Origin of the sequence: Thalassospira sp. MCCC 1A01148 (assembly GCF_001613795.1) — a bacterium.
Classification (GTDB): Bacteria; Pseudomonadota; Alphaproteobacteria; order Rhodospirillales; family Thalassospiraceae; genus Thalassospira.
The window spans coordinates 59,440-80,666 of the sequence record NZ_LPVZ01000018.1 but is presented as its reverse complement, the minus strand read 5'-3'; the positions used below and the strand labels follow the sequence as shown (position 1 = coordinate 80,666).

At 54.4% G+C, this 21,227-nt stretch carries 23 protein-coding genes; 12 read left to right on the top strand and 11 right to left on the bottom strand.

Translation table 11 applies throughout. The annotated features are described in order from the left end of the window. Positions 1–11 precede the first annotated feature (11 nt). Positions 12–518, top strand: coding sequence for a MarR family winged helix-turn-helix transcriptional regulator (locus tag AUQ43_RS06925; RefSeq protein ID WP_198157156.1), 507 nt, complete (start codon positions 12–14; stop codon positions 516–518). Between the two features lie 149 nt (positions 519–667). Here AUQ43_RS06925 and AUQ43_RS20240 read toward each other — a convergent pair whose 3' ends face one another. Further along, positions 668–841, bottom strand: a complete 174-nt coding sequence (locus AUQ43_RS20240; RefSeq protein WP_157088442.1) for a hypothetical protein — start codon at positions 839–841, stop codon at positions 668–670. A gap of 419 nt (positions 842–1,260) precedes the next feature. On the opposite strand from AUQ43_RS20240, the gene AUQ43_RS06920 reads away from it, so the two are divergent. Then, positions 1,261–2,475, top strand: coding sequence for an NADP-dependent isocitrate dehydrogenase (locus tag AUQ43_RS06920; RefSeq protein ID WP_062955532.1), 1,215 nt, complete (start codon positions 1,261–1,263; stop codon positions 2,473–2,475). 194 nt (positions 2,476–2,669) lie between these two features. Here AUQ43_RS06920 and AUQ43_RS06915 read toward each other — a convergent pair whose 3' ends face one another. Then, entirely contained in the window at positions 2,670–3,497 is an 828-nt protein-coding gene (locus AUQ43_RS06915; protein WP_157088440.1) for a hypothetical protein, read from the bottom strand. A gap of 199 nt (positions 3,498–3,696) precedes the next feature. On the opposite strand from AUQ43_RS06915, the gene AUQ43_RS06910 reads away from it, so the two are divergent. From AUQ43_RS06910 to AUQ43_RS06900, 3 genes are all read left to right on the top strand, one after another. Next, complete coding sequence (locus AUQ43_RS06910) at positions 3,697–4,221, top strand: RNA polymerase sigma factor (protein WP_232310612.1); 525 nt, start codon at positions 3,697–3,699, stop codon at positions 4,219–4,221. Next, positions 4,218–5,003: a zf-HC2 domain-containing protein gene (locus AUQ43_RS06905; protein WP_062955530.1), complete on the top strand. Its 786-nt coding sequence runs from the start codon at positions 4,218–4,220 to the stop codon at positions 5,001–5,003. Before AUQ43_RS06910 ends, AUQ43_RS06905 begins: the two co-directional genes overlap by 4 nt. Before the next feature lie 117 nt (positions 5,004–5,120). Beyond that, positions 5,121–6,125, top strand: coding sequence for a hypothetical protein (locus AUQ43_RS06900; protein WP_114129865.1), 1,005 nt, complete (start codon positions 5,121–5,123; stop codon positions 6,123–6,125). A 139-nt stretch (positions 6,126–6,264) separates the two neighbouring features. Here the strand turns inward: AUQ43_RS06900 and AUQ43_RS06895 are convergent, their stop codons facing one another. Then, on the bottom strand, positions 6,265–7,128 hold the full coding sequence (locus AUQ43_RS06895; protein ID WP_062955528.1) for a pirin family protein: 864 nt from the start codon (positions 7,126–7,128) through the stop codon (positions 6,265–6,267). Between the two features lie 248 nt (positions 7,129–7,376). On the opposite strand from AUQ43_RS06895, the gene AUQ43_RS06890 reads away from it, so the two are divergent. Further along, on the top strand, positions 7,377–7,898 hold the full coding sequence (locus AUQ43_RS06890) for a DUF2059 domain-containing protein (protein ID WP_062955527.1): 522 nt from the start codon (positions 7,377–7,379) through the stop codon (positions 7,896–7,898). Between the two features lie 70 nt (positions 7,899–7,968). Here the strand turns inward: AUQ43_RS06890 and wrbA are convergent, their stop codons facing one another. The 8 genes from wrbA to AUQ43_RS06850 form a co-directional block, all read right to left on the bottom strand. Further along, the gene (gene wrbA / locus AUQ43_RS06885) at positions 7,969–8,571 is read right to left on the bottom strand and encodes an NAD(P)H:quinone oxidoreductase (RefSeq protein ID WP_062955526.1); all 603 of its coding nucleotides are present in this window, start codon (positions 8,569–8,571) and stop codon (positions 7,969–7,971) included. Between the two features lie 120 nt (positions 8,572–8,691). Beyond that, the gene (gene glpQ / locus AUQ43_RS06880; protein WP_084272014.1) at positions 8,692–9,762 is read right to left on the bottom strand and encodes a glycerophosphodiester phosphodiesterase; all 1,071 of its coding nucleotides are present in this window, start codon (positions 9,760–9,762) and stop codon (positions 8,692–8,694) included. 124 nt (positions 9,763–9,886) lie between these two features. Then, positions 9,887–11,074, bottom strand: coding sequence for a VWA domain-containing protein (locus tag AUQ43_RS06875; protein WP_062955525.1), 1,188 nt, complete (start codon positions 11,072–11,074; stop codon positions 9,887–9,889). A gap of 2 nt (positions 11,075–11,076) precedes the next feature. Continuing rightward, the gene (locus tag AUQ43_RS06870) at positions 11,077–11,373 is read right to left on the bottom strand and encodes a hypothetical protein (protein WP_147250461.1); all 297 of its coding nucleotides are present in this window, start codon (positions 11,371–11,373) and stop codon (positions 11,077–11,079) included. A gap of 23 nt (positions 11,374–11,396) precedes the next feature. Next, positions 11,397–12,242: a MoxR family ATPase gene (locus AUQ43_RS06865; RefSeq protein WP_062955523.1), complete on the bottom strand. Its 846-nt coding sequence runs from the start codon at positions 12,240–12,242 to the stop codon at positions 11,397–11,399. Between the two features lie 82 nt (positions 12,243–12,324). Continuing rightward, positions 12,325–13,320 (bottom strand): helix-turn-helix transcriptional regulator, encoded by a 996-nt coding sequence (locus tag AUQ43_RS06860; protein ID WP_062955522.1) that lies wholly within the window; start codon positions 13,318–13,320, stop codon positions 12,325–12,327. Between the two features lie 215 nt (positions 13,321–13,535). After that, positions 13,536–14,111, bottom strand: a complete 576-nt coding sequence (locus AUQ43_RS06855; protein WP_062955521.1) for a YdeI family protein — start codon at positions 14,109–14,111, stop codon at positions 13,536–13,538. Positions 14,112–14,214: 103 nt separating this feature from the next. Further along, positions 14,215–14,832: a TetR/AcrR family transcriptional regulator gene (locus AUQ43_RS06850; RefSeq protein WP_062955520.1), complete on the bottom strand. Its 618-nt coding sequence runs from the start codon at positions 14,830–14,832 to the stop codon at positions 14,215–14,217. 144 nt (positions 14,833–14,976) lie between these two features. Here AUQ43_RS06850 and AUQ43_RS06845 point away from each other — a divergent pair, with 144 nt between their 5' ends. The 6 genes from AUQ43_RS06845 to AUQ43_RS06820 all read left to right on the top strand — a co-directional run bounded on the left by AUQ43_RS06845 (position 14,977) and on the right by AUQ43_RS06820 (position 21,218). Beyond that, positions 14,977–16,065 (top strand): PotD/PotF family extracellular solute-binding protein, encoded by a 1,089-nt coding sequence (locus AUQ43_RS06845; protein WP_062955519.1) that lies wholly within the window; start codon positions 14,977–14,979, stop codon positions 16,063–16,065. Between the two features lie 160 nt (positions 16,066–16,225). Continuing rightward, positions 16,226–17,089: an ABC transporter permease gene (locus AUQ43_RS06840; RefSeq protein ID WP_062955518.1), complete on the top strand. Its 864-nt coding sequence runs from the start codon at positions 16,226–16,228 to the stop codon at positions 17,087–17,089. 1 nt (position 17,090) lies between these two features. After that, a complete protein-coding gene (locus AUQ43_RS06835; protein ID WP_062955517.1) occupies positions 17,091–17,882 on the top strand; it encodes an ABC transporter permease in 792 nt (263 codons plus the stop codon). Next, a complete protein-coding gene (locus tag AUQ43_RS20670) occupies positions 17,879–18,991 on the top strand; it encodes an ABC transporter ATP-binding protein (protein ID WP_062955516.1) in 1,113 nt (370 codons plus the stop codon). The genes AUQ43_RS06835 and AUQ43_RS20670 overlap by 4 nt, the downstream gene beginning before the upstream one ends. Further along, positions 18,988–19,728: an MBL fold metallo-hydrolase gene (locus AUQ43_RS06825; RefSeq protein WP_232310611.1), complete on the top strand. Its 741-nt coding sequence runs from the start codon at positions 18,988–18,990 to the stop codon at positions 19,726–19,728. Before AUQ43_RS20670 ends, AUQ43_RS06825 begins: the two co-directional genes overlap by 4 nt. 65 nt (positions 19,729–19,793) lie before the next feature. Continuing rightward, positions 19,794–21,218, top strand: coding sequence for an aldehyde dehydrogenase family protein (locus AUQ43_RS06820; RefSeq protein ID WP_062955515.1), 1,425 nt, complete (start codon positions 19,794–19,796; stop codon positions 21,216–21,218). Positions 21,219–21,227: the final 9 nt, after the last annotated feature.

Sequence of the window (21,227 nt, the reverse complement as noted above, 5' to 3'; positions counted from 1 at the left end):
TCGCCCGCCTGATGCAGGCCGAAGAACAAAAAGGCCCGCTAAACCCGGCACAATGGGAAGCATTACGCTATCTTGCCAAAGCCAACCGCTTTTCAAGAACCCCAGCCGCACTTGCAGAATATCTTGGCTCAACGCGCGGGACAGTGTCCCAAACGTTGATTGCACTGGAGAAAAAGGACTGCATTAAACGAACGCCCAGTGCACGCGACAAACGCTCGGTGGACATTGCCCTTACCCCACTGGGACAACAGCATCTGACAAATGACCCTCGGCAAAAACTTGCTTCCTGCATCGAAGCAACCCGGAACGGCTTGTCCCTGCAAGAGGCCCTTTCACAAGTTTTGAATGAGGCAATCCGTCTCAACAATGCAAAAAGCTTTGGAATTTGTGCAAGCTGCCGCTTTTTCCAGCGGACGGACAAGACGGAAAACGGCGCCGGGTCACACCGTTGCGGGCTTTTGAATGTGCCGCTGTCAGACAAGGACTCTGAAAAAATTTGCGTCGAGCACGAAACGTAACCACGCGCCAATTTACGCGGAGCACCCCGGTGGTAGCGCAAAGAAAGAATTACTGCGCTTTTGCCACCATATCGCGAACAGCGCCGGACCCGATAATTTCAATAACTGACAGATCTGCAGGCATGCCCGCCTGAAAATATCGGACACTTTCACGCAAACAGGGTCAGCAACCGCCAGGCAATCGGCCCCAACATGGTGACAAGCCCGATCCACATCATTGCGACACCCCAATTGCGGTCACGGTTGGTAAAACCGAACCCAAGCAGGCAAAAGCCTATCACGCAGATTATCAGGACAATGATGTTTTCATTTGTCATGTTCATGACAGTTCCCCTTTGATGAATTGCCGATGGCCGGAGTCTCCATCGCTCACCAGCAATAGCATCACGATATCGCTTAACTGACCGCGCGGTCATTGATCCGGATCAGAAAAATCAGCTCTGCGAGGCCGATAGACAGTTTTTTCGAACTTATCGTCAAATTCGCCTAAACAATCAGGATTATTGCACTTTTCAGCCTCAGAAATCGCTTAAATCAACGATCAGAAAGCGCAGAATTCCGGGTTACGTGCCCCTCATCACATTGTTGTATTCCAGCCCTCTTTGATTTTCTGGTGGCTTACTGTATGTTGCGCACTCCCGACGCGGCCAGGGCGCTCCCTCGCGCGCCGGAAGACAGAGATTTAACCATCTTGAATGGCAGCCGCGCTGCATGTCGGCCGCGGCCAGCAAGGGAGTATTCTATGAGCAAGATTCAAGTTAAGAATCCGATCGTCGAACTTGACGGCGATGAGATGACCCGGATCATCTGGGACTTCATCAAAAACAAACTGATCCTGCCGTATCTCGACGTTGACCTGAAATACTACGATCTTTCGGTTCAGAAACGTGACGAGACCGACGACCAGATCACCATTGATGCGGCAAACGCCATCAAGGAACACCGCGTTGGTGTCAAATGCGCGACCATCACCCCTGATGAGCAGCGCGTTGAAGAATTCGATCTGAAAAAGATGTGGAAGTCGCCGAACGGCACCATCCGTAACATCATTGGCGGTACCGTTTTCCGTCAGCCGATCATCTGCTCGAACGTTCCACGTCTGGTTCCGGGTTGGACCCAGCCGATCGTTATCGGCCGTCACGCATTTGGTGACCAGTACCGCGCGACCGACTTCAAGGTTCCGGGCGCAGGTAAACTGACCATCAAGTTCCAGCCAGCAGACGGCGGTGAAGTGATCGAGCACGAAGTCTTCGACTTCCCGTCTTCGGGCGTTGCAATGTCGATGTACAACCTTGATGACAGCATCAAGGGCTTTGCACGTGCTTGCATGAACTACGGTCTCAACCTCGGGTGGCCGGTCTACCTGTCGACCAAGAACACCATCATGAAAGCCTATGACGGCCGCTTCAAGGACCTGTTCGAAGAAGTCTTCCAGGAAGAATTCAAAGACAAGTTCGAAGCAGCTGGCATCACCTACGAACACCGCCTGATCGACGACATGGTTGCATGTGCGATGAAATGGAACGGTGGTTTCGTTTGGGCTTGTAAGAACTATGACGGCGACGTTCAGTCCGACACCGTCGCACAGGGCTTCGGCTCGCTTGGTCTGATGACCTCTGTTCTGATGACCCCGGATGGGCAGACCGTCGAAGCAGAAGCAGCCCACGGCACCGTGACCCGTCACTATCGTCAGCACCAGCAGGGCAAAGAAACCTCGACCAACCCGATTGCGTCGATCTTTGCATGGACCCAGGGTCTTAAATACCGTGGTGAATTCGATGGCACCCCGGAAGTCGTCAAGTTTGCTGAAACCCTTGAAAAAGTCTGCGTCGACACTGTCGAAGCCGGCTTCATGACCAAGGATCTGGCACTGCTGATCGGCCCGAACCAGAAATGGCTGACCACCAACCAGTTCCTCGACAAGCTGGATGAAGGTTTGAAAGCTGCAATGGCCTGATCAATTTGATCAGTCGGCAGCTTTGCCAATCAGGAAACCCCTGCCGGAAACCGGCGGGGGTTTTCTTTTATAACGGCTGAAATTCGGACAAAAAGAACCCCGCCGGCGGGGGACCAGACGGGGTTGAAAGTTGCTGCGGCCCAGGCTCAGGCCGCTGCGGTCAAAGCAGGATCAGCTGCTTTGAAGTGGATATGTTAGGCGGCTGTATCGCCGGTTTCACCCGTGCCACCGGTATCACCTGTGTCACCTGTGTCGCCAGTATCTCCAGTGTCTCCGGTATCGCCGGTGTCACCTGTATCGCCAGTGTCGCCTGTATCACCAGTGTCGCCGGTATCGCCCGTGTCACCGGTATCTGGCTCCCCATCATCAGGCGTGTCACCATCGTCACCAGCGCCAGGCGCGGTCAGATCTTTCCACCCTTGGGTAATGATTTCGCGTTCTACGTCCGGATCAACATCAGGTCCGGTTGCCGCGCCAAAGACCCGCTGGATCCCCGGTGGCAAAGCGCCCGCAAGACCCGGTGCATTTGCAATACCGGGCGGCATACCTTTTTCGGCACCAACACCGCGCTCTGCGGCAGATGCACCACGCCCAACACCCCCGGCCTGCATACCCAGACCCTTGGCATTAGAACGCGCGGCAGCACCTTTACCCGGGCCATCGGCGCCATTACCTTTACCGCCGCCATTGCCACCACCGGCATTGCCACTATTCCCGGGGCCGTCTGGGCCACCCGGCCCATTTCCGCCACCGTTTCCGCCGCCATTGCCGCCACCGTTTCCGCCGCCGCCATTACCGGCGCCGTTACCGCCGCCGTTACCATTGCCGCCGCCGTTGCCGCCACCGTTACCATTGCCACCGCCGTTGCCCTGGCCCTGTGCAAATGCACTTTTACCGGTCAGATCGAACTGCGTGACGTCAAGCGAAAGTGGTGTCGCCGCAATCGCAAAGGCGCCAAACCCGAGAATGCTTGCTGTCGCAATTCGTGTACGAAGGTTTTTATTTTTATCCGTGATCAACATCGTCAGCTCCACTTTAATCCAGTGAATTTCGCGTTCATTTGACAGGACAACGCACCGGCTTCCGGTTTTCTTCCCGACCGTGAAAATTATTTTTCCAAATGTTTTTTTGATCCGTCAGGGAAGAAACTTCGTGGCCCCATCGTTATATGCGTAACAAAGTCGAAAAATTGTGCCTGCAAACATGAATGGGACGTTTGGTTTGGACACCGCTTTAAGACAAGAGCTCGCAGAACTTTTGCCACGCGCCTTGCGGTTTGCACGCTCGCTGACTCGCGATGCCGTCGCAGCTGAGGATCTGGTGCAAACTGCCTACGCCAAGGCCGTTGAGCGCATTGCACAATTTGAAAAGGGCACCCGACTGGACAGTTGGCTCTACAGGATCATCCAGACGAGCTGGATCGACGAGAAGCGCCGGGACCAGCGACATGGAAATGTCGTGTCTTTTGAGGATGCCCGCGAAAGCGCCTTTCCAGGTCAAGCACACGGTGGCACGGACAGGATGTTCTTGCAGGCAGCACTCGCCTCGCTTGCCGAGGAACAACGGGCAGCCCTGACACTGGTTTTGATTGAAGGATACAGCTATCGCGAAGCCGGAGAAATTCTTGGCGTGCCAGATGGCACAGTCATGAGCCGCGTCGCGAGAGCCCGAAAAACACTTGCCGCATTACATGATGACGATGGCAAGACAACAGATAAAGACAGCATTCAAAGAGGTTCGTCATGAGTACAAAGCTTGAAGATCAGGACTATAATTTGCTGTCTGCCTATATTGATGGCGAACTGAGCCCCACTGAATGTCGCGAACTTGAAGACCGGATTGCAAAATGTCCGGCCATGACGCGTCAATTCAATATCATGGCAGGGCAATCTGTCGTGCTGCGCAATCAGGCCGAACGTCTTCTTACGGATCGTGTGTATCCGGAACTGGCCCAAGACATCGAAGATATCCTTGATCAGAAAAAGACATCGGCAAAACGCTTTGTGGAAAAAAGCGATATTGATACGCGCCCCCGTGTTGTCGCAAACAACAACACCCCGATTTGGACAGGTATCGGTGCTGCGGCGGCTGTTCTTCTGGCGTTCGTTGGCGGGAACTGGTTCAACGCCGAAATGCTGGATGCAGACGTTGAAACGGCATCAACTGGGACAAATGTGGCGCTTGCAGCTTCGTACTCGCCATTGAACAATCCGCTTCTTGATGAGGAAATCAGCCTCACTCTTGAACGCACGCTGAGCGGTGATATTCGCCAGGTCTCACTTGGTGTCGAAGACACGACATCCGAGACCATTTCAATCGAACCGCTGCGTACCTTCCGTCAGGACGAGCGCTTCTGCCGCGAATATCAGGTGACCTTCCCGTCGAGCGCGACAACCACCAACGCAGACAATTTCTATGGTCGGGCATGCCGCACGGGCGAAGGAAAATGGGAAACCATTTATCGTCTGATTCCAGGGGCAAAGCTGTCGGATGCAGAAAGCGAACTGAAGACGAAACAAAAGCTTTGAAATACGAGGCAGCGATGAAAGGCTCTTCATCGCTGCCTTGACTTTTGAGACGACAAACAAGATGTGGACGTAAGGCCCCAGGGCAGTCAAAATAAAAGAATGCGCAGGATCAGATACATGAATACGCCAAAACACATGCGCCACTTGCGGGCGTTTTGTTGCGTTTTGGGCCTCTCTTCGTTGGCCGCTTGTCAGACGCTTGATCAGATTGGCAACTCTCTCAATGAACTAAATGACGGTCTTGGCCAATATGCCGACCGCCCGGAAAACACGGGCCCGGACCTCCGCCCGGCATCATTGCCCGTGTTTGGCAAAGGCGATGCGTTTGTTTTTGATGGGGGTCGCGCGATTTATGTCGAAGAGACCAAAGGCGACCGCATTGTTTGGAACGGCGGTGGCGACTACCTTTTCGAAACCACAGGCGACTTCACCGGTCCGATCCTTGAATGGTCCTATACCGACAAGGAAGACCGCGAACGCTCTGGTTCGGCCTATGTCAAAGAAGGATCTGGAAATATCTGGCCGTTGGAATTTGACAAACAAGTCCGTATGTCAACCAGATCGGCAAATGTGGATCCGGATACAGGCGATGTAAACGAATATGACCAGTGGCTGATCTGCAAGGTGCCCGCAACGGCAAACATCGAAGTTCCGGCAGGCACTTTTGATACCTTCGTCATCGAGTGTTCCCGCTATTACCAGCAATCTTGGATGCAGACGACCAAATGGTGGTACGCGCCTGAAATCGGCTTTTACGTCAAACGTAATCGATCCTGGAATTCAGGGGATGATCACAGCGAAGAACTTGTGACATATGGCCCTGCCCCGGCAAAAATTGCAGAACCGGCTCAAGATGTATTGGCCGACACAGTTCAGCAATCGCTTGAGAACAACAATTCGGGCGTTGCGCGAACTGCATCTTATGGTGCCCTTGAGATGGCGGTGACCCCCCTCAAGACAGTTCAAACCGATAAAGGTATCTGGTGCCGAACCTACCGTCAGGAACTCACCGCACGAAACCGTACCAGCAGCCAAATCAAATCAGCCTGCCGGATGAATGACCGCTGGGTGATTGAAGACGAGGTTGACGGAGCCCTTGAGCCCGTCAATGCCGACACCTGACAACAACTGACAAAAAGGGCGTCGTCTTTCCCTCGCGAGAGCTTCACACCTGCAAATCAGATTCATGAAACGAAATAACGCCCTGAACACGCCGGATCAGGGGGTTATTCACATTTCGGTAGCGTGATCGTCGCTGAAGTCAGGAAGCAGCCTTGCGGACAAAATTGCCACGCTGGTAATCGTCAAAGGCCTGCATCAGTTCCTGTTTGCTGCTCATGACAAACGGGCCATAGCGCACGACCTGCTCATGGATTGGACGTGCGGCAATCACCAGCATGCGGCCTCCGTCAGGACCGCCTTTCAGCGTTACCCCATCACCGTCCTTCAGGATTGCCAAATGATGGGTCGGCACATCTTTGCCGCCAACGACCGCATCTCCGACAAAGACGTAAACGACTGCCGTGTGGCCCTCTGGCAGCGGAACCGTCAGTTCCGCACCGGCATCAAGTTTGGCATCGACAAAGACCGGGTCCGTGGAAATTCCGTTGATCGGGCCTGTTGCGCCATGCATCGAACCCGCCAGCAAACGCAGCTGCGCGCCCTCGACCGGCGAAACTTCCGGCAGTTCATCTGGCTCCATATTCTGGTAGCGCGGATCAATCATCTTGTCCTTGGCCGGCAGATTGATCCAAAGCTGGAAGCCCTGCAAAAGACCGTTTTCCTGTTCCGGCGTTTCGGAATGCACAATGCCGCTACCCGCGGTCATCCACTGTCCACCGCCTGAACGCAGAACACCCTCATTACCCATGCTGTCCTTGTGACGCATGGCGCCTTCAACCATATAGGTCACGGTTTCAAAACCGCGATGCGGATGTTCCGGGAAGCCTGCGATATACTCGTCGGGATTGTCAGTCGAAAGCGAGTCCAGCATCAGAAACGGATCAAGCATATCAAGCTGCGGCGTCCCGATGGACCGGCGCAACGATACACCCGCACCATCAGACGTATCCATCGCGCGCAAGACCCGCTCGACACCACGTGCATTGCTAACGGTCTCAGACATTTCAAACCTCCTGCGCCTATCGGCAATACTGCCGGACAAAATTTCATGTCGGGCATGGTCGCACAAAACTGTCGCTAAACAAGATCCAATCAGGCACCTGATTGTTTCCAAAAACCCAACAAAGACCTTGCATTACACGTCAGGGTTGCTTTGATTGGCTGATGCCGCGAGTATAGAGATATCTCTTGGCAAGTCGAAAACGCTCGGAAAACGATAAAAACAGGCCGACATCTTCAAAGGACAAACCCATGCCTGCTGTCAAAAGCCTTCGCGCTGTGTTCGTAGTGGGACTTCTGATCACCGGCCTTGCGTTCATCAGCACTACATCCCCCACCTACGCTCAGGATGTTTCACAACGCAAGGCCGACAAAATTCGCAAGCTGATCAAGCTGTCCAACGCTGACAAAATGATTGAGGCAATGATGCCCATGGTCACCGAACAGCTACAGATGAGCATCAAAGCAAACCTGCCCAACGCCCCACAAAAGCACATCGATGTTATGGTCGAGGCGATGAAAGAAGAAATGCGCAGCAGCACCGATATCTTCTTTGAGCTGATGATCCCGCAATATTCCTCGCTTCTGTCGGAGGAAACGATCGACGACACGATCACCTTTTACAAGACACCAAGTGGCCAGAAACTTGCCGAGGCGAACCCTCATTTCACAACGATCGGCTCAAAGGTAGGACAACAATGGGGGCTAATGATCGCCCCCAAGGCAGCGAAGAGAGCCATGAAAAAAGCGCGCGAACTCGGTTACGAGTTTTAGGGCCATCCGGCCAAAAAGAAAGGCAGCACCCGTTTAAGGTGCTGCCTTTTTTGTGAAAGCTGATGCGAAATCAGCCTGCAAGCTTTGCCGCAAGTTCTGCTACGTGCTTGCCCTGGAACTTGGCGATATCAAGTTCGTTCTGGGACGGCTGGCGAGAACCATCAGCACCGGCAAGCGTACCGGCACCATAGGGCGAACCACCGGTGATTTCGTCCATATTGGTCAGGCCGGCACAGCTGTAAGGTACACCGGCAATCACCATCCCCTGATGGAGCAAGGTGGTATGGGTCGAGGTGATGGTGGTTTCATGACCGCCATGCTGGGTGCCGGTCGAGGTGAAGACAGAACCAACCTTGCCGATCAGTTTGCCTTCGGCCCAAAGACCACCGGTCTGATCAAGGAAGGTGCGCATCTGACCAGGCATGTTGCCAAAGCGGGTCGGTACACCAAAGATGATCGCGTCATATTCCGGAAGATCGGAAACCTCGGCAACCGGGGCAGCCTGATCAAGCTTGGCGCCCGCGCCCTTTGCGACATCTTCGGGCATGGTTTCAGGAACACGTTTGACATCAACATGCGTTCCGGCAACACCGCGTGCGCCTTCGGCCACGGCATTGGCCATGGTTTCGATATGTCCATACATCGAATAATAAAGAACCAGTACTTTCGCCACGTCATCCTCCTTGGTTGAATTTCGTCGGCTTGCATAGTGACTTAAGAATGCACCCCTGATAACGGCCAGCTTGGAAACAGTCTGTTCGTTATCGGATGCGAACCCGGTCAGGTATCTGGATTACGCATCGGGATTCCGGGCCAGATACTGAACCACCTGATCGGGGAAATCGGTGAAAATGCCATCAATCCCGGCATCATCAAAAATCGCCTTGAGCGCGATCTGCATATCCCCCGCCCATTTCGGCAACTGATCGGCACGCAGGGTATAGGGGTGAACCTTCAATTGCGCGCGCTGGGCGGCAATCAGGGTTGGCGTCATGATTGCCGTGCCATTTTCGCTCAGGCCTTCGATGACCTGTGGCAACCACGGGCCAATCCCATCAACCACCCGCGCCATTTCAACAACGCCTTCGTCGGTTTTCAGGTAGTCATAGTCCGTGCCTTCCGGCGGGCCCCAGCGGTTTTCGCCCAGAAGCTGCACCAGCTTGCCCTGATAGTTCAGCTCTTGGCGAATGCGCTTGGTTTCAGACCAGTCAAAGCACTGCACAAAGGCGTTTGAGCCGGGGTTGTTATACCCCCACTTCTCCATTACCGCGATCACGGTTTTGGTGATGTCCTGCCCTTCTGCGTGATGGAAGGCCGGGTCCTTGATTTCCGGATAGATGCCGACATTGCGCCCGGTGGAGTGGTTCAAGCCACGGATCAGTTTGATTTCTTCTTCAAGGGTCGGGATCTTGAAGATGGCAAACTCAGCCGGAAAGCGATCGGCATAAACCTGCTTGCCGGTATCGGCCTTGAACCGTTCCGTCACGCTAAGTGTCTTGAGTTCGGCCAGTGTAAAATCAATCGCGTAATAACGCCCGTCTTCACGTTTGCGATCCGGGAATTTCTTTGCAACGTCGGTGGTGGTATCGATGTGGATGTCATGCAGGACGACGGGCACACCGTCCCTGGACAGAACAACATCCTGTTCGATGTAATCTGCCCCCATGCCATAGGCCAATGCCTTGGCTGGCAAGGTATGTTCAGGCAAATACCCCGATGCCCCGCGATGGGCGATCACCACCATTTCCTGATCAAGCGCCTGTGCATGGGCCGAATTGATTGCACCTGTAACAGGCATCAATGTGGCTGCGGCAAGTCCGCCAACAGCCAGCAACGTCGACTTGATCATTTTGCGTATCAGCATCAAGGGTATCCTTATCCAGTGTCCTTTTAAGCAAAGGACTATAGGCGCGGATTGGCAGCACAAAAACGCGTCAGCGCGTCTTGGGTGCAATCTTCATGAAACTGTTACAGCAAAGAACGCGGACCTAGCGGTTTAGTTCCCCGGTCATGCGATCAAGCCCGTCAAGGGTCAGGGGAAACATCCGGCCTTCCATCAGCTTGTGCATGATCTGGATCGATTGATGGTGCCGCCACCAGTTTTCCGGTTGCGGATTGATCCAGGCGGCGTGTTCGAAATGATCGAGCAATCGCTGCATCCACACAACACCGGCCTCGGCATTCCAGTGTTCCACCGCCCCGCCGGGATAGGTGATTTCATAGGGGCTCATGGTCGCGTCGCCAACAATCACAAGCTTGTAATCCGCGCCATAGGTATTGATCACATCCCAGGTCGATACCTGTTCGTTCGAGCGCCGCGCGTTATCTTTCCAAAGCCCTTCATAGGGGCAGTTGTGGAAGTAGTAATATTCAAGATGCTTGAATTCGGTTTTGACCGCTGAAAACAGCTCTTCACAGACCTTGATGTGATCATCCATCGATCCGCCAACATCAAACAGCATCAAGACCTTGACCGCGTTGTGGCGCTCGGGGCGCATCTGAACATCAAGCCAGCCTTGGCGTGCGGTTGATGTAATCGTTCCGGGCAGGTCAAGCTCATCCGCCGCCCCGGTCCGCGCCCATTTGCGCAAACGTCGCAAGGCGACCTTGATATTGCGCGTGCCGATTTCGACACTGTCATCAAGGTTCTTGAATTCGCGCTTGTCCCAAACCTTGACCGCGCGACGATGGCGGGATTTATCCTGCCCGATCCGCACCCCTTCGGGGTTATAGCCATAAGCGCCAAACGGCGATGTCCCGGCCGTACCAATCCATTTGTTACCGCCCTGATGACGGCCCTTTTGTTCTTCCAGACGCTGTTTCAGCGTCTCCATCAGCTTTTCCCAACCGCCAAGCGCCTCGATCTCGGCCTTTTCTTCGTCCGTCAGGAATTTCTCGGCTAGCTTTTTCAGCCACTCTTCGGGGATTTCTGTCTTCTCGACCTCGTCCATGCCATCGGTCAGGTCGATCACGCCCTTGAAATGTTCGGAGAACACGCGATCAAACTTATCAAGATGGCGCTCATCCTTCACCAGCGCGGACCGCGCCAGATAATAGAAATCCTCAACCGAATAACCGGCCAGACCTTTTTCCACTGCCTCAAGCAATGTCAGGTATTCGCGCAGACTGACCGGCACGCGCGCATCTTTCAGCTTATAGAAAAAGCCGGTGAACATTCTTATGAACTACAAGTTAGAAAAAAATCTGCCGTCTGCAAAACAGCGGTTACACCGGCAATCACAGCAGCAGCAATGGTCGCACAAGCCGCATATTTAGCTGCATTTGCAGACTGTCGAATTGAGTCATAATCACGTTGTGCCAGCTCTCCCACAACGATACGACGCCAATTGCCCTGGTACCTATCTTTTTGCGTTTCACGAAGTTCAACCAATAGACCAGTAGGAACTTGATCTATTTCCTGAACAAATTGAGTCAAGTTCATATCTTTGAAATCATCTATAGATTTAAACTTCACCGTTCCACTCTCCAATTGAGTCATCACCCTTCGCGCCGTGCCATAAACGCCAGACGCTCAAACAGATGCACGTCCTGCTCGTTTTTCAGAAGCGCCCCATGCATCGGTGGCACGGCGGTTTTGGCATCCTTGGCGCGCAGGGCCTCGGGCGGCAGGTCTTCGGCCATCAAAAGCTTCAACCAGTCAAGAAGCTCTGAGGTCGAAGGCTTTTTCTTCAGGCCCGACACGTCACGCATATCGTAAAACAGGTTCAATGCCTCGGCGACCAGACGTTTCTGGATGCCGGGGTAATGCACCTCGATGATCTCGGCCATGGTGTCTGCATCCGGGAAGCGGATGTAATGGAAAAAACAACGCCGCAGGAACGCGTCGGGCAGTTCCTTTTCGTTGTTCGATGTGATGATCACAATCGGGCGGTTGGTGGCTGTGACCATCTGCTGGGTCTCGTAAACAAAGAACTCCATGCGATCGAGTTCCTGAAGCAGGTCATTGGGGAACTCGATATCGGCCTTGTCGATCTCGTCAATCAGAAGCACGGGCGCTTCGCCGTCTGCCTCGAACGCCTCCCAAAGTTTGCCCTTGACGATGTAATTGCCGATGTCATGGACACGCTCGTCACCCAACTGACTGTCACGCAGGCGCGATACCGCGTCATATTCATAAAGGCCCTGCTGGGCGCGCGTCGTGGATTTGATCGACCAGGTAATCAGCTTCTTGCCAAGCGACTTGGCGATTTCTTCGGCCAGAACGGTCTTGCCGGTGCCCGGTTCGCCTTTGACCAGAAGCGGTCGCTGCAACGTGATAGCAGCGTTGACCGCCACCATCAGATCTTCGGTCGCGACGTAATTTTCCGTACCCTGAAACTTCATTTTTGCCCTGCAACATAAGCTGACGTTTGCGTTAACCTAGGGCGTCCAACCGATTTGAGCAAGGGCCCAAACACCACACAGTCTATGCGCTGTTGCGCTTGAGTGCCTGAGCCGGACTTTCGCCGTACCAGTCGCGATAGGACCGCGAAAAGTTGCTGACATGGTTAAAGCCAACCGCTACTGCGACCTGCTTGACGGTAAACTCGCGTGAGGCCAGCAACTCCCGGGCGTGCTCCATCCGCCTGGAGCGGATAAAATCCGCACAGCTTTTGCCCGTCTCAAGCTTGAACAGGCTGTTAAGGCGGCTTTCCGTCATACCGCCCGCATCTGCCAACTGGGCAACCGATACTGCGGATGCCAGATCGCGGGTGATTTTGGCAATCGCGTCTTCGATCACCGTCTTTTCAAGAACGCTTGGTTCCGGCGTCTTTTCGCCATCGTGATGCAGCAGGCAATAGGCATAAATCATCTCAGCCAGAAACAGGGTTGATAGACCTTCAAGCTTGAACTTGCGCCCAACGCCGGTCGCTTGGGCGGAGAACATCGCGCTGACGATGCTTCTGATCTTGTTATTAAGGCCCAAAGGCCTGACTTCAATCACGCTTTGATCATCAGACAGATATGGATCAAGTGCTGCTGGCAGATCATCGCCAAACTTGGCACGCAGCGCATCAAGCCCGATGGTAACCCCTGCATGGCGGATCACTTGTCCACCGGGCAGAAAATAGCGCGTCCCGGGCCGGTCGATGCGCATCATCAAACCGGTTTCGGCGGACATGGCGTGTTTGGCGCCATCGGGGCTATCAAAATCAAGCTCGCCGAGAATATTTGCAGACCCGGCAATCCAGCCCGGTGGCAAAGCGTTTTGAACATCAAATCTGGAATCCTCGCGGACATTCAATTCCGCACGGTGCAAACAGATACCATTCCCGAAATCGATCCGTTCCAGACGCCCGGTCACACCGGGCAATTCAAACAGTTCACCATCAGCCAGCCTGAGCTCACCGATGCTGTCCACTTGATTACCACCGGATAGCATGCCAAACGCATTTCCCGCGCCGTTCGCGGTATCGTCCATAATATCTTTTTCCTGACAACTTGCTCGTACCAACCGCCGTCAGAACCTTGAACTGACGACCGCCAATCTGTCTTTGGCCTTTATGGTGCTTAAGCACGCCGGGCCTTTATTTATGCCAATTAACAATGGCTTATGTTGATATCAGTCTAAAACGTTGGCACTGATTGGGCAATGAATTCGGCCGATGAAAGCGCATATGTCGGCACATCGCCGACCTAACGGTCGTGAATGCCCTTGCCCTCAAGAATGCGTGCCCGGTGCTTTTCAATTCGTGCAATCCGGGTCGCAGATTGCTTTGCCCCGCCGATATAAAGACCATAGCCCCGCTGACGCCCCGGTGTCAGCGCGTCAAACGCGGCTTTCAGTTCCGCATCCTGATCAAGGCGGTCGCGCAACTCTTCGGGCAGTTCAATTACCGAGGGCTTTTTGATTTTTAATCCGGCCTGATTGACCTGAATGGCTGCCTTGACGAAGGCCATGATCTGATCGGCTTTGGCTGTAACCTCGTCGACAGAGCGAAACCGGATTTGCCGACCTGAATTGGAATTGGGTCCGGGTGGGACAAGGACGCCATCCGGGTCGTCAATCAACGCCCCCTTGAAAAACATCAACGCCAGAAAATCCTTCATTTCCTGAATGATCGCGATGTTATGACCATCATGCATATAGCACGGCTTGCCCCATTTGATTGCTTCATCTAGATCGCAATCGCGCAAGATGGCGCGCAAGCACGATGCTTCGTTTGGCCAGATCCGGCTGTTGGCAAAATAGCTGTCTGGTGACTTCGCCATGCGCTTTGCTCCGTTAAAGCCCACACGATTATATGGCGAGCATAAGATAGCAAAACACGCGCAAAGAGAGCAATCAGGAATTGATGCCCTTGGCGGGCAGAGATCAGGCTGCCGACATCATCCAGACCAGTGGCTGGCTTTGGCGTTCGACTTCCTGTTTCAGGCCGTCAACATCCATGTCTTCGTCTTTGACAAACTCGATAAACATCATGTTCACGTTATTAAAGACAAGCTCACCCGTTGCCGTGCAGTCGATATCCTTGCGCACGACCCCACGCGACTGCAGGGCTTCGAAAAGGTCACAGACCTGTTTTGACAGCCGATGATCAAGTGCTGTGTAACGCTGGGAAAACGGTGTTTCAGGCTGCGCAATCGACAGTGACATCGCCGTGCGCCACATCTCCTTGGACAGATATGTCAGGGAATGATCGTAATATTTCCCGATCAGTTCGAACAAGGCCGTGGCGACATCTTCATGCTCGCGCGCGATAATGGCATCCCCCGCAGCCAGCACTTCCTCGACTTCCATCGAGACGGTGGCCATCAGCATATCGCCCTTGTTTTTGAAGTAGTTATAGAACGTCCCGACAGACACACCGGCCATTTCCGCAATGTCTTCGATGCGCGCACTGTCATATCCGACCTTGCGAAACAACGTCGTCGCCGCCTCCAGAATACGGCGGTTTTTATCGGCTTTCTTTTGGGCGCGCAGTCCTGACATCGTCACTCCGGAAAAACTGAACGGGTTCAAAATTTACATTGACTCAAAAAATGAACGCGTTCAATATTTTTTCAACGGTGCCGAAACAGAGCACCGAAGAACCCAATTCAAGGGAGGCCTCAAATATGAAATCAGGGAGAGCCTATGTCTCGTCACGTCTCTACGGGGAAGACCCGCAACAAGTTTCTGAGTAGCACTGCGACCTTTATTCTGGGCGCCGTTGCCATGGCGCAAACGGCACAGGCGACCGAAGAGCTCAACGCCCTTGTCTGGTGCGACCACACCGATCCGGCCTTGATCGAGCCGTTCGAAGAAAAGTACGACGTCAAAGTCAATCTCAAGGAATATGAAGGTACCGGTGCCGGCCTTTCAATTATCGAGCAATCCCGTCCCGGTGACTGGGATGTATTCGTGATTGATGGTGTTGATGTCCATCGCGCGGTTGAAATGGGTGTTCTGGCCGAAATCCCCGCCGATGCCCTGCCGACATCCGATATTTTCCCCGAAGTCGTGATGGCCGAGAACAATGTGGTGGATGGCAAAACCTATGCCGTCACCGAGAAGTTCGGCTACAACACCATTTCGTTCGACAAGACCAAGGTCGATCCCAAGGACATGGAAGACATGTCGGTGATCTGGTCGGACAAATATGCTGGCCGCATCGCGGTTTATGATTATTACCTGCCGGTCATCGGCCTTGTTGGCCTGGGTCTTGGTATTGATACGGCTGATCTTGGCGCGGACGACATGCCCGCGATCAAGGAAAAGCTGTTTGCGATGAAAAAGGTCTCCAAACAGGTTGGTGAAGTTGTTTCTTCCCAGACCGCTCTTGCAACCGGGGAAGTCGATATCCTTGTGGGTGGCGGTGAATGGATTACGGCCGTGTTGTCCGAAGAAAAGCCGAACCTTGACTGGATCATACCCAAGCAGGGTGGCCTGCGCTGGGCGCAGTCGATCGGGGTGATGAAGGATTCTGAAAAGCCTGATCTGGCGCTTAAGTTCGTCCAATACATCATGAGCCCCGAAGGCCAGGCACGTCTTGCGACCTCGTCTTGCTACTGGGGGATGCCCGCCAACGCCAAGGCAGGCGAAAACCTGACCGACGCCCAGAAAGCAGCCCTTCGCTGGGATGATCAGGAAGGATACCTGAAGAACTCGCAGCTTTACCCGATCCCGGATGCCGATCTCGATGCCGAGATGCAGGATGCCTGGGTCGAGATGCTCCAGCAGTAAGCAATCCCTTGTCTACTGCCACCTGCCGATGTCCCGCTTTTTGCGGGGCATCGGTGCCAAACTTGCGGTAAGCTGACCCAACGGCGCCCACTATCCCAAGCGAGTTACAAGCAACCATCCCACCCATCCAGGCGGGCCGGTTTGCGAAAAGGATACCGTTATGGCCACTGCCAGCCTTGAAACACGCGAAAATCGCCGCGCATGGGGCTTTGTAACCCCGGCCCTGCTTTGGACCGTCGCGTTTTTCGTTATTCCCTTTATCGTCATGGCCGCGATCAGCTTGGCGACCCGCAAGGGGCGCGAGATCATCATGGCGTGGAATTTCGACAATTACATCGAGTTCTTTGAAAAGGCCCATTTACTGAAAGGTCTTTTTGTCTCGCTTGAAATCACCCTCACGGTCACGATCATTTCCGTGATCCTTGCCTATCCGCTGGCCTGGATCATTGCCGAACGCGTCCCGCAGAAATGGCAGCGCATGGCGCTGATCATGGCGATCCTGCCATTCTGGACAAGCTATGTGGTGCGGTCCTATTCCTGGCTTCTGGTGCTGGCGCAAAACGGGGTGATCAATAACACGCTGGTCTATTTGGGGGTGATTTCCGAACCGCTCGAACTGGCCAGCACGCGAAGTGCGACCGTCATCGGGTTTGTGCATTTCTTTGTCATGCTGTTGACCCTGACCATCTATGCCAATCTGGTGCAGATGCCGCCGAACTATCGCAGGGCTGCGGCCGATCTTGGTGCAAACGGGTTTCAGGTATTCTGGCATGTAGTGTTACCGCTCACATTGCCGGGCATTATGGTCGGTGCGTTCCTGACCTTTGTGCTGTGTATCGGTGATTACATCACCCCGCAGATATTGGGCGGCAATAATGAACTCGCCCTGCCGCAAGTCATCATGCTGCAACTGGGACGTCGGGCTGATTTCCCGATGGCTGCCACCCTTTCGATCATTCTGATGGTGGTGGTAACGATGGCCTATATTGCCTGTGCGCGCTGGCTCAAGATGGAGAGAACATAAAATGATCTCTTCACGCTTTTCCAAACTGCTGTCCTGGTCTTATCTGGCGGCACTTTATGGCTTTATCTTTTTACCTGTGGCGGTCCTTGTCCTGTTTTCATTTCAGGATGGCCGCCTGCCGGTTCCGCCATTTAACGGCGCGACCCTTAAATGGTATGGCGAGGTCTTTTCAGACAGTCGCCTGATGTCGGCCCTGACCAACTCCTTGATGGTTGCCATCGGCTCGGCCACGGTTGCCTGCGTGCTTGGTTTCTGTGCGGCCTATGGGCTGGCGCGATTTGTCTTGCCCGCCTCGCGTCTTCAGCGTGGCCTTCTGATTGCACCGATGACGGTCAGTTACCTGATCATTGCGCTTGGTTTGCTGACCACCTTTAACTGGCTCGGCGTTTCGCTGTCGCTTTGGACTGTCGGGATCGGGCATGTGGTGATCAATCTGCCGCTGTGCTTTGCGATTATTTATGCCTCGATGGGGGACCATCAGAAAAATATCGAACGGGCCGCCCGCGATCTGGGGGCTGCCGAATGGCAGGTGATGACGCAGGTCTCCGCCCCGATGTTGATGCCCTCGATCCTTGCGGCCTTTTTCCTGTCGGTGACGTTTAGCTGGGATGAATTCATCATCGCATTCTTGCTGTCGCGCTTTGACGTCACCCTGCCGGTTGAAATCTGGAGCATGTTGCGTTCGGGCCTGAACCCGAAAACCAACGCGGTCGGAAGTGTTGTCTTCCTTGTATCGGTTGCGCTGCTGCTTATTCTTGAATTGATTGTCTTTAGAAGGACGGCAAAGAAATGACCGCCCCTGTATCCATCCGCAACGCCACCAAGATTTTTGGCGACTTTACTGCCCTTGACGATGTCAGCCTTGAAATCGCAGCCGGCGAGTTCATCGTTCTTCTTGGCCCGTCGGGATGTGGCAAAACCACCCTGCTGTCGCTTCTGGGCGGTTTCCTGTCGCCCACCAGTGGCACGATTGAAATCAATGGCAAGGATATGGGCGATGTTGCCCCCGCCAAACGCCCGACCACCACGATGTTTCAGGACTATGCCCTGTTCCCGCATATGAGCCTGCGCGACAATGTCGCCTTCGGGCTTAAGATGCGCAAGGTCGGCAAAGCCGAACGCCATGCCAAGGCCGAAGAACTCCTTGATATGGTCGGGCTCAAAACATCGGCCAATAAGAAACCGCACGAGCTCTCCGGCGGTCAACGCCAGCGCGTTGCTCTTGCCCGTGCGCTGGCGGTTGAACCCGATGTCTTGTTGCTTGATGAACCGCTGGGTGCGCTTGACCTCAAGCTCCGTCGTCAAATGCAGGATGAACTGAAAGCCATTCAGAAACGGGTTGGCACCACCTTTGTCCACGTCACCCACGATCAGGAAGAAGCCATGGCGATTGCCGATCGGATCGTGGTGATGAATGCTGGCAGGATCGAAGACGTCGGAAGCCCGGAAAGCATTTACATGCAGCCCAAAACACTGTTCTCGGCAAGCTTCATGGGCGAGGTCAATTTCATCCCCGGCACGCTCGAAAGTGCGCGCGAAAATGCGCTCACCATCAAAACGCCGCTCGGCACTGTTGAACTTCCGGCGTTTGACCATGCTGGCTTTACGCCCGATGCGCCGGTGACCCTTGCCATCCGCCCGGAACATTTCCGTGCCAGCACCGGGACCGGACCGCGCGTCACCCTTGGCAAGGCCAAGGTCGAAGACGGTTCGTTCTTTGGCACCCATCATCGTGCGCATCTTAGCCCGCTTGATTACCCCAACATGACGATCACCGCCCACATGCCGCAATCGGCAATCATCGAACCGGGCGCCTGGGTTGAACTGACCCTTGACCCGACCTCGGTCGTGCTGTTGCCCGGCCATCCGACCCAGACTGCACAGGAAGGTGTCACATCATGACGTCAGAAAACATGGAACGCACCAAGCCCGAAGACTGGTACAGCCTGAAGACCGTTGGCGATGATGTGACCTATATTGGCGAACCGTTTATCGAGGAATTTTACCGCTGCAACATCTGGCATGTGCGTGGCCGCGATGGCGACATGCTGATTGATAGTGGCATGGGGGTGGTGTCCTTGACCCAATGGGTACCGCTTGTGACCGAACGCGCCGTGCAGGCGGTTGCCAGCCACACCCACTTTGATCATATCGGCTGCCACCACGAATTTGAAAACCGGGTGTGTCATCGCTGCGAAGCCGACCTGCTGGCCGCACCAACCCGCAAAAACACGCTGGCCGATCCCTATGTGACCGACGAGATTTTCACGAAACTCCCGCCGCTGCCATATTCTTCAACCACTTACGCCGTCAAGGCCGCACCGGCCACCCGGATTGTCGAAGACGGCGATGTGATTGATCTGGGCGACCGACATTTCGAGGTCATTCACACACCGGGTCATTCGCCCGGCGGGATTGCGCTATGGGAAAAGGCGACCGGTATCCTGTTTTCCGGGGACATTGTTTATGATGGACCTTTGATCGAAGACACTTATCATGCAAATGCAACCGACTATGTTCGGTCCATGGAACGGCTTTATGATTTGCCGGTCCGGGTCGTGCATGGCGGGCATTTTGCCAGCTATGGCGGCGAACGCCATCGCGAAATCATAAAAAGCTGGCTGAGGAAACGAACCTGAAACCGCGCCACCCATGCCGGGGTTAACGCCCTGGCCCAACACAGAGAAACTCAGGAAGGCTTCCAATGAATAACGCAGGCAAATTTTACATCAACGGCAAATGGGTTGATCCGATTTCGTCAGAAACGATGGACGTCATCAATCCGGCCACCGAAGAAGTCATCACCCAAATCACCCTGGCCAGCGAAGAAGATGTCAACCTTGCCGTCGCCGCGGCCAAGCGTGCCTTTGAAAGTTACAGCCAGACAACCGTCGAACAGCGCCTTGGCTGGCTTGAAAATCTGCTTGCGATCTACAAGCGCCGCTATAGCGAAGTCGCCGATACCATCACATCCGAACTCGGCGCGCCAACCACCATGTCGCACGAACAGCAGGCAGCGGCGGGCACAGCCCATCTGGAAGACTTCATCGTTGCGCTGAAAAAGCTTAAAACCGAGGAAACGCTTTATAACGGCGAACATCTGTTGCGCGAACCCATCGGGGTTTGCGGCCTGATCACGCCATGGAACTGGCCGATCAACCAGATCGTTCTCAAGGTCATTCCGGCCCTTGCCACCGGCTGCACCTGCGTGCTGAAACCATCCGAATTCACCCCGCTTAATGCCATGCTTTATGCCGAAATGATCCACGAGGCAGGCTTCCCGGCAGGCGCATTCAACATGGTTCAGGGGGCGGGTCCGGTTGCCGGTGCACCCCTTTCGCGTCATCCCGACATCACCATGATGTCCTTTACCGGATCGACCCGTGCAGGCAAGGCAATTACCAAGGATGCGTCGGAAAACATCAAGCGCGTCACCCTGGAACTCGGCGGTAAATCGCCCAACATCGTGTTTGATGATGTCGATATCGAAGACCGTATCGCCTGGAGCGTGAACGCCGTTTTCAACAACTCCGGCCAAACCTGCGATGCGCCCACCCGCATGCTGGTGCAACGTTCGATCTATGACGACGCCGTCAAGGTCGCCAAACGTGTCGGCGAAGAAGCATCGGTTGGCGATCCGACCAAAGAAGGTGACCACATCGGCCCGCTGGTCAGCCACATCCAGTTTGACCGCGTACAGACCCTTATTCAGGCTGGCATCGATGAAGGTGCGACCCTTCTTGTTGGCGGTGCGGGCAAGCCCGATGGCACCAACGAAGGCTACTATACAAAGCCGACCATCTTTGCCGATGTGAACAACAATATGCGCATCGCGCGCGAGGAAATCTTTGGTCCGGTGGTCTCGATGATCCCGTTTGACACCGAAGAAGAAGCAATCGAGATCGCCAACGACACACCCTATGGACTGGCCGCCTATGTCCAGACCCCGGATGCCAAAAAGGCAGACCGCGTCGCCCGCAAACTGCGCGCCGGCATGGTGTTGCTCAATGGCTCTTCCCCGCTCGCAGGCAGCCCGTTTGGCGGCTACAAACAATCGGGCAACGGTCGCGAAGGCGGCCTGTTCGGCCTGGAAGACTTCATGGAAATCAAGATGATCCACAAACTCTGATTCCATACC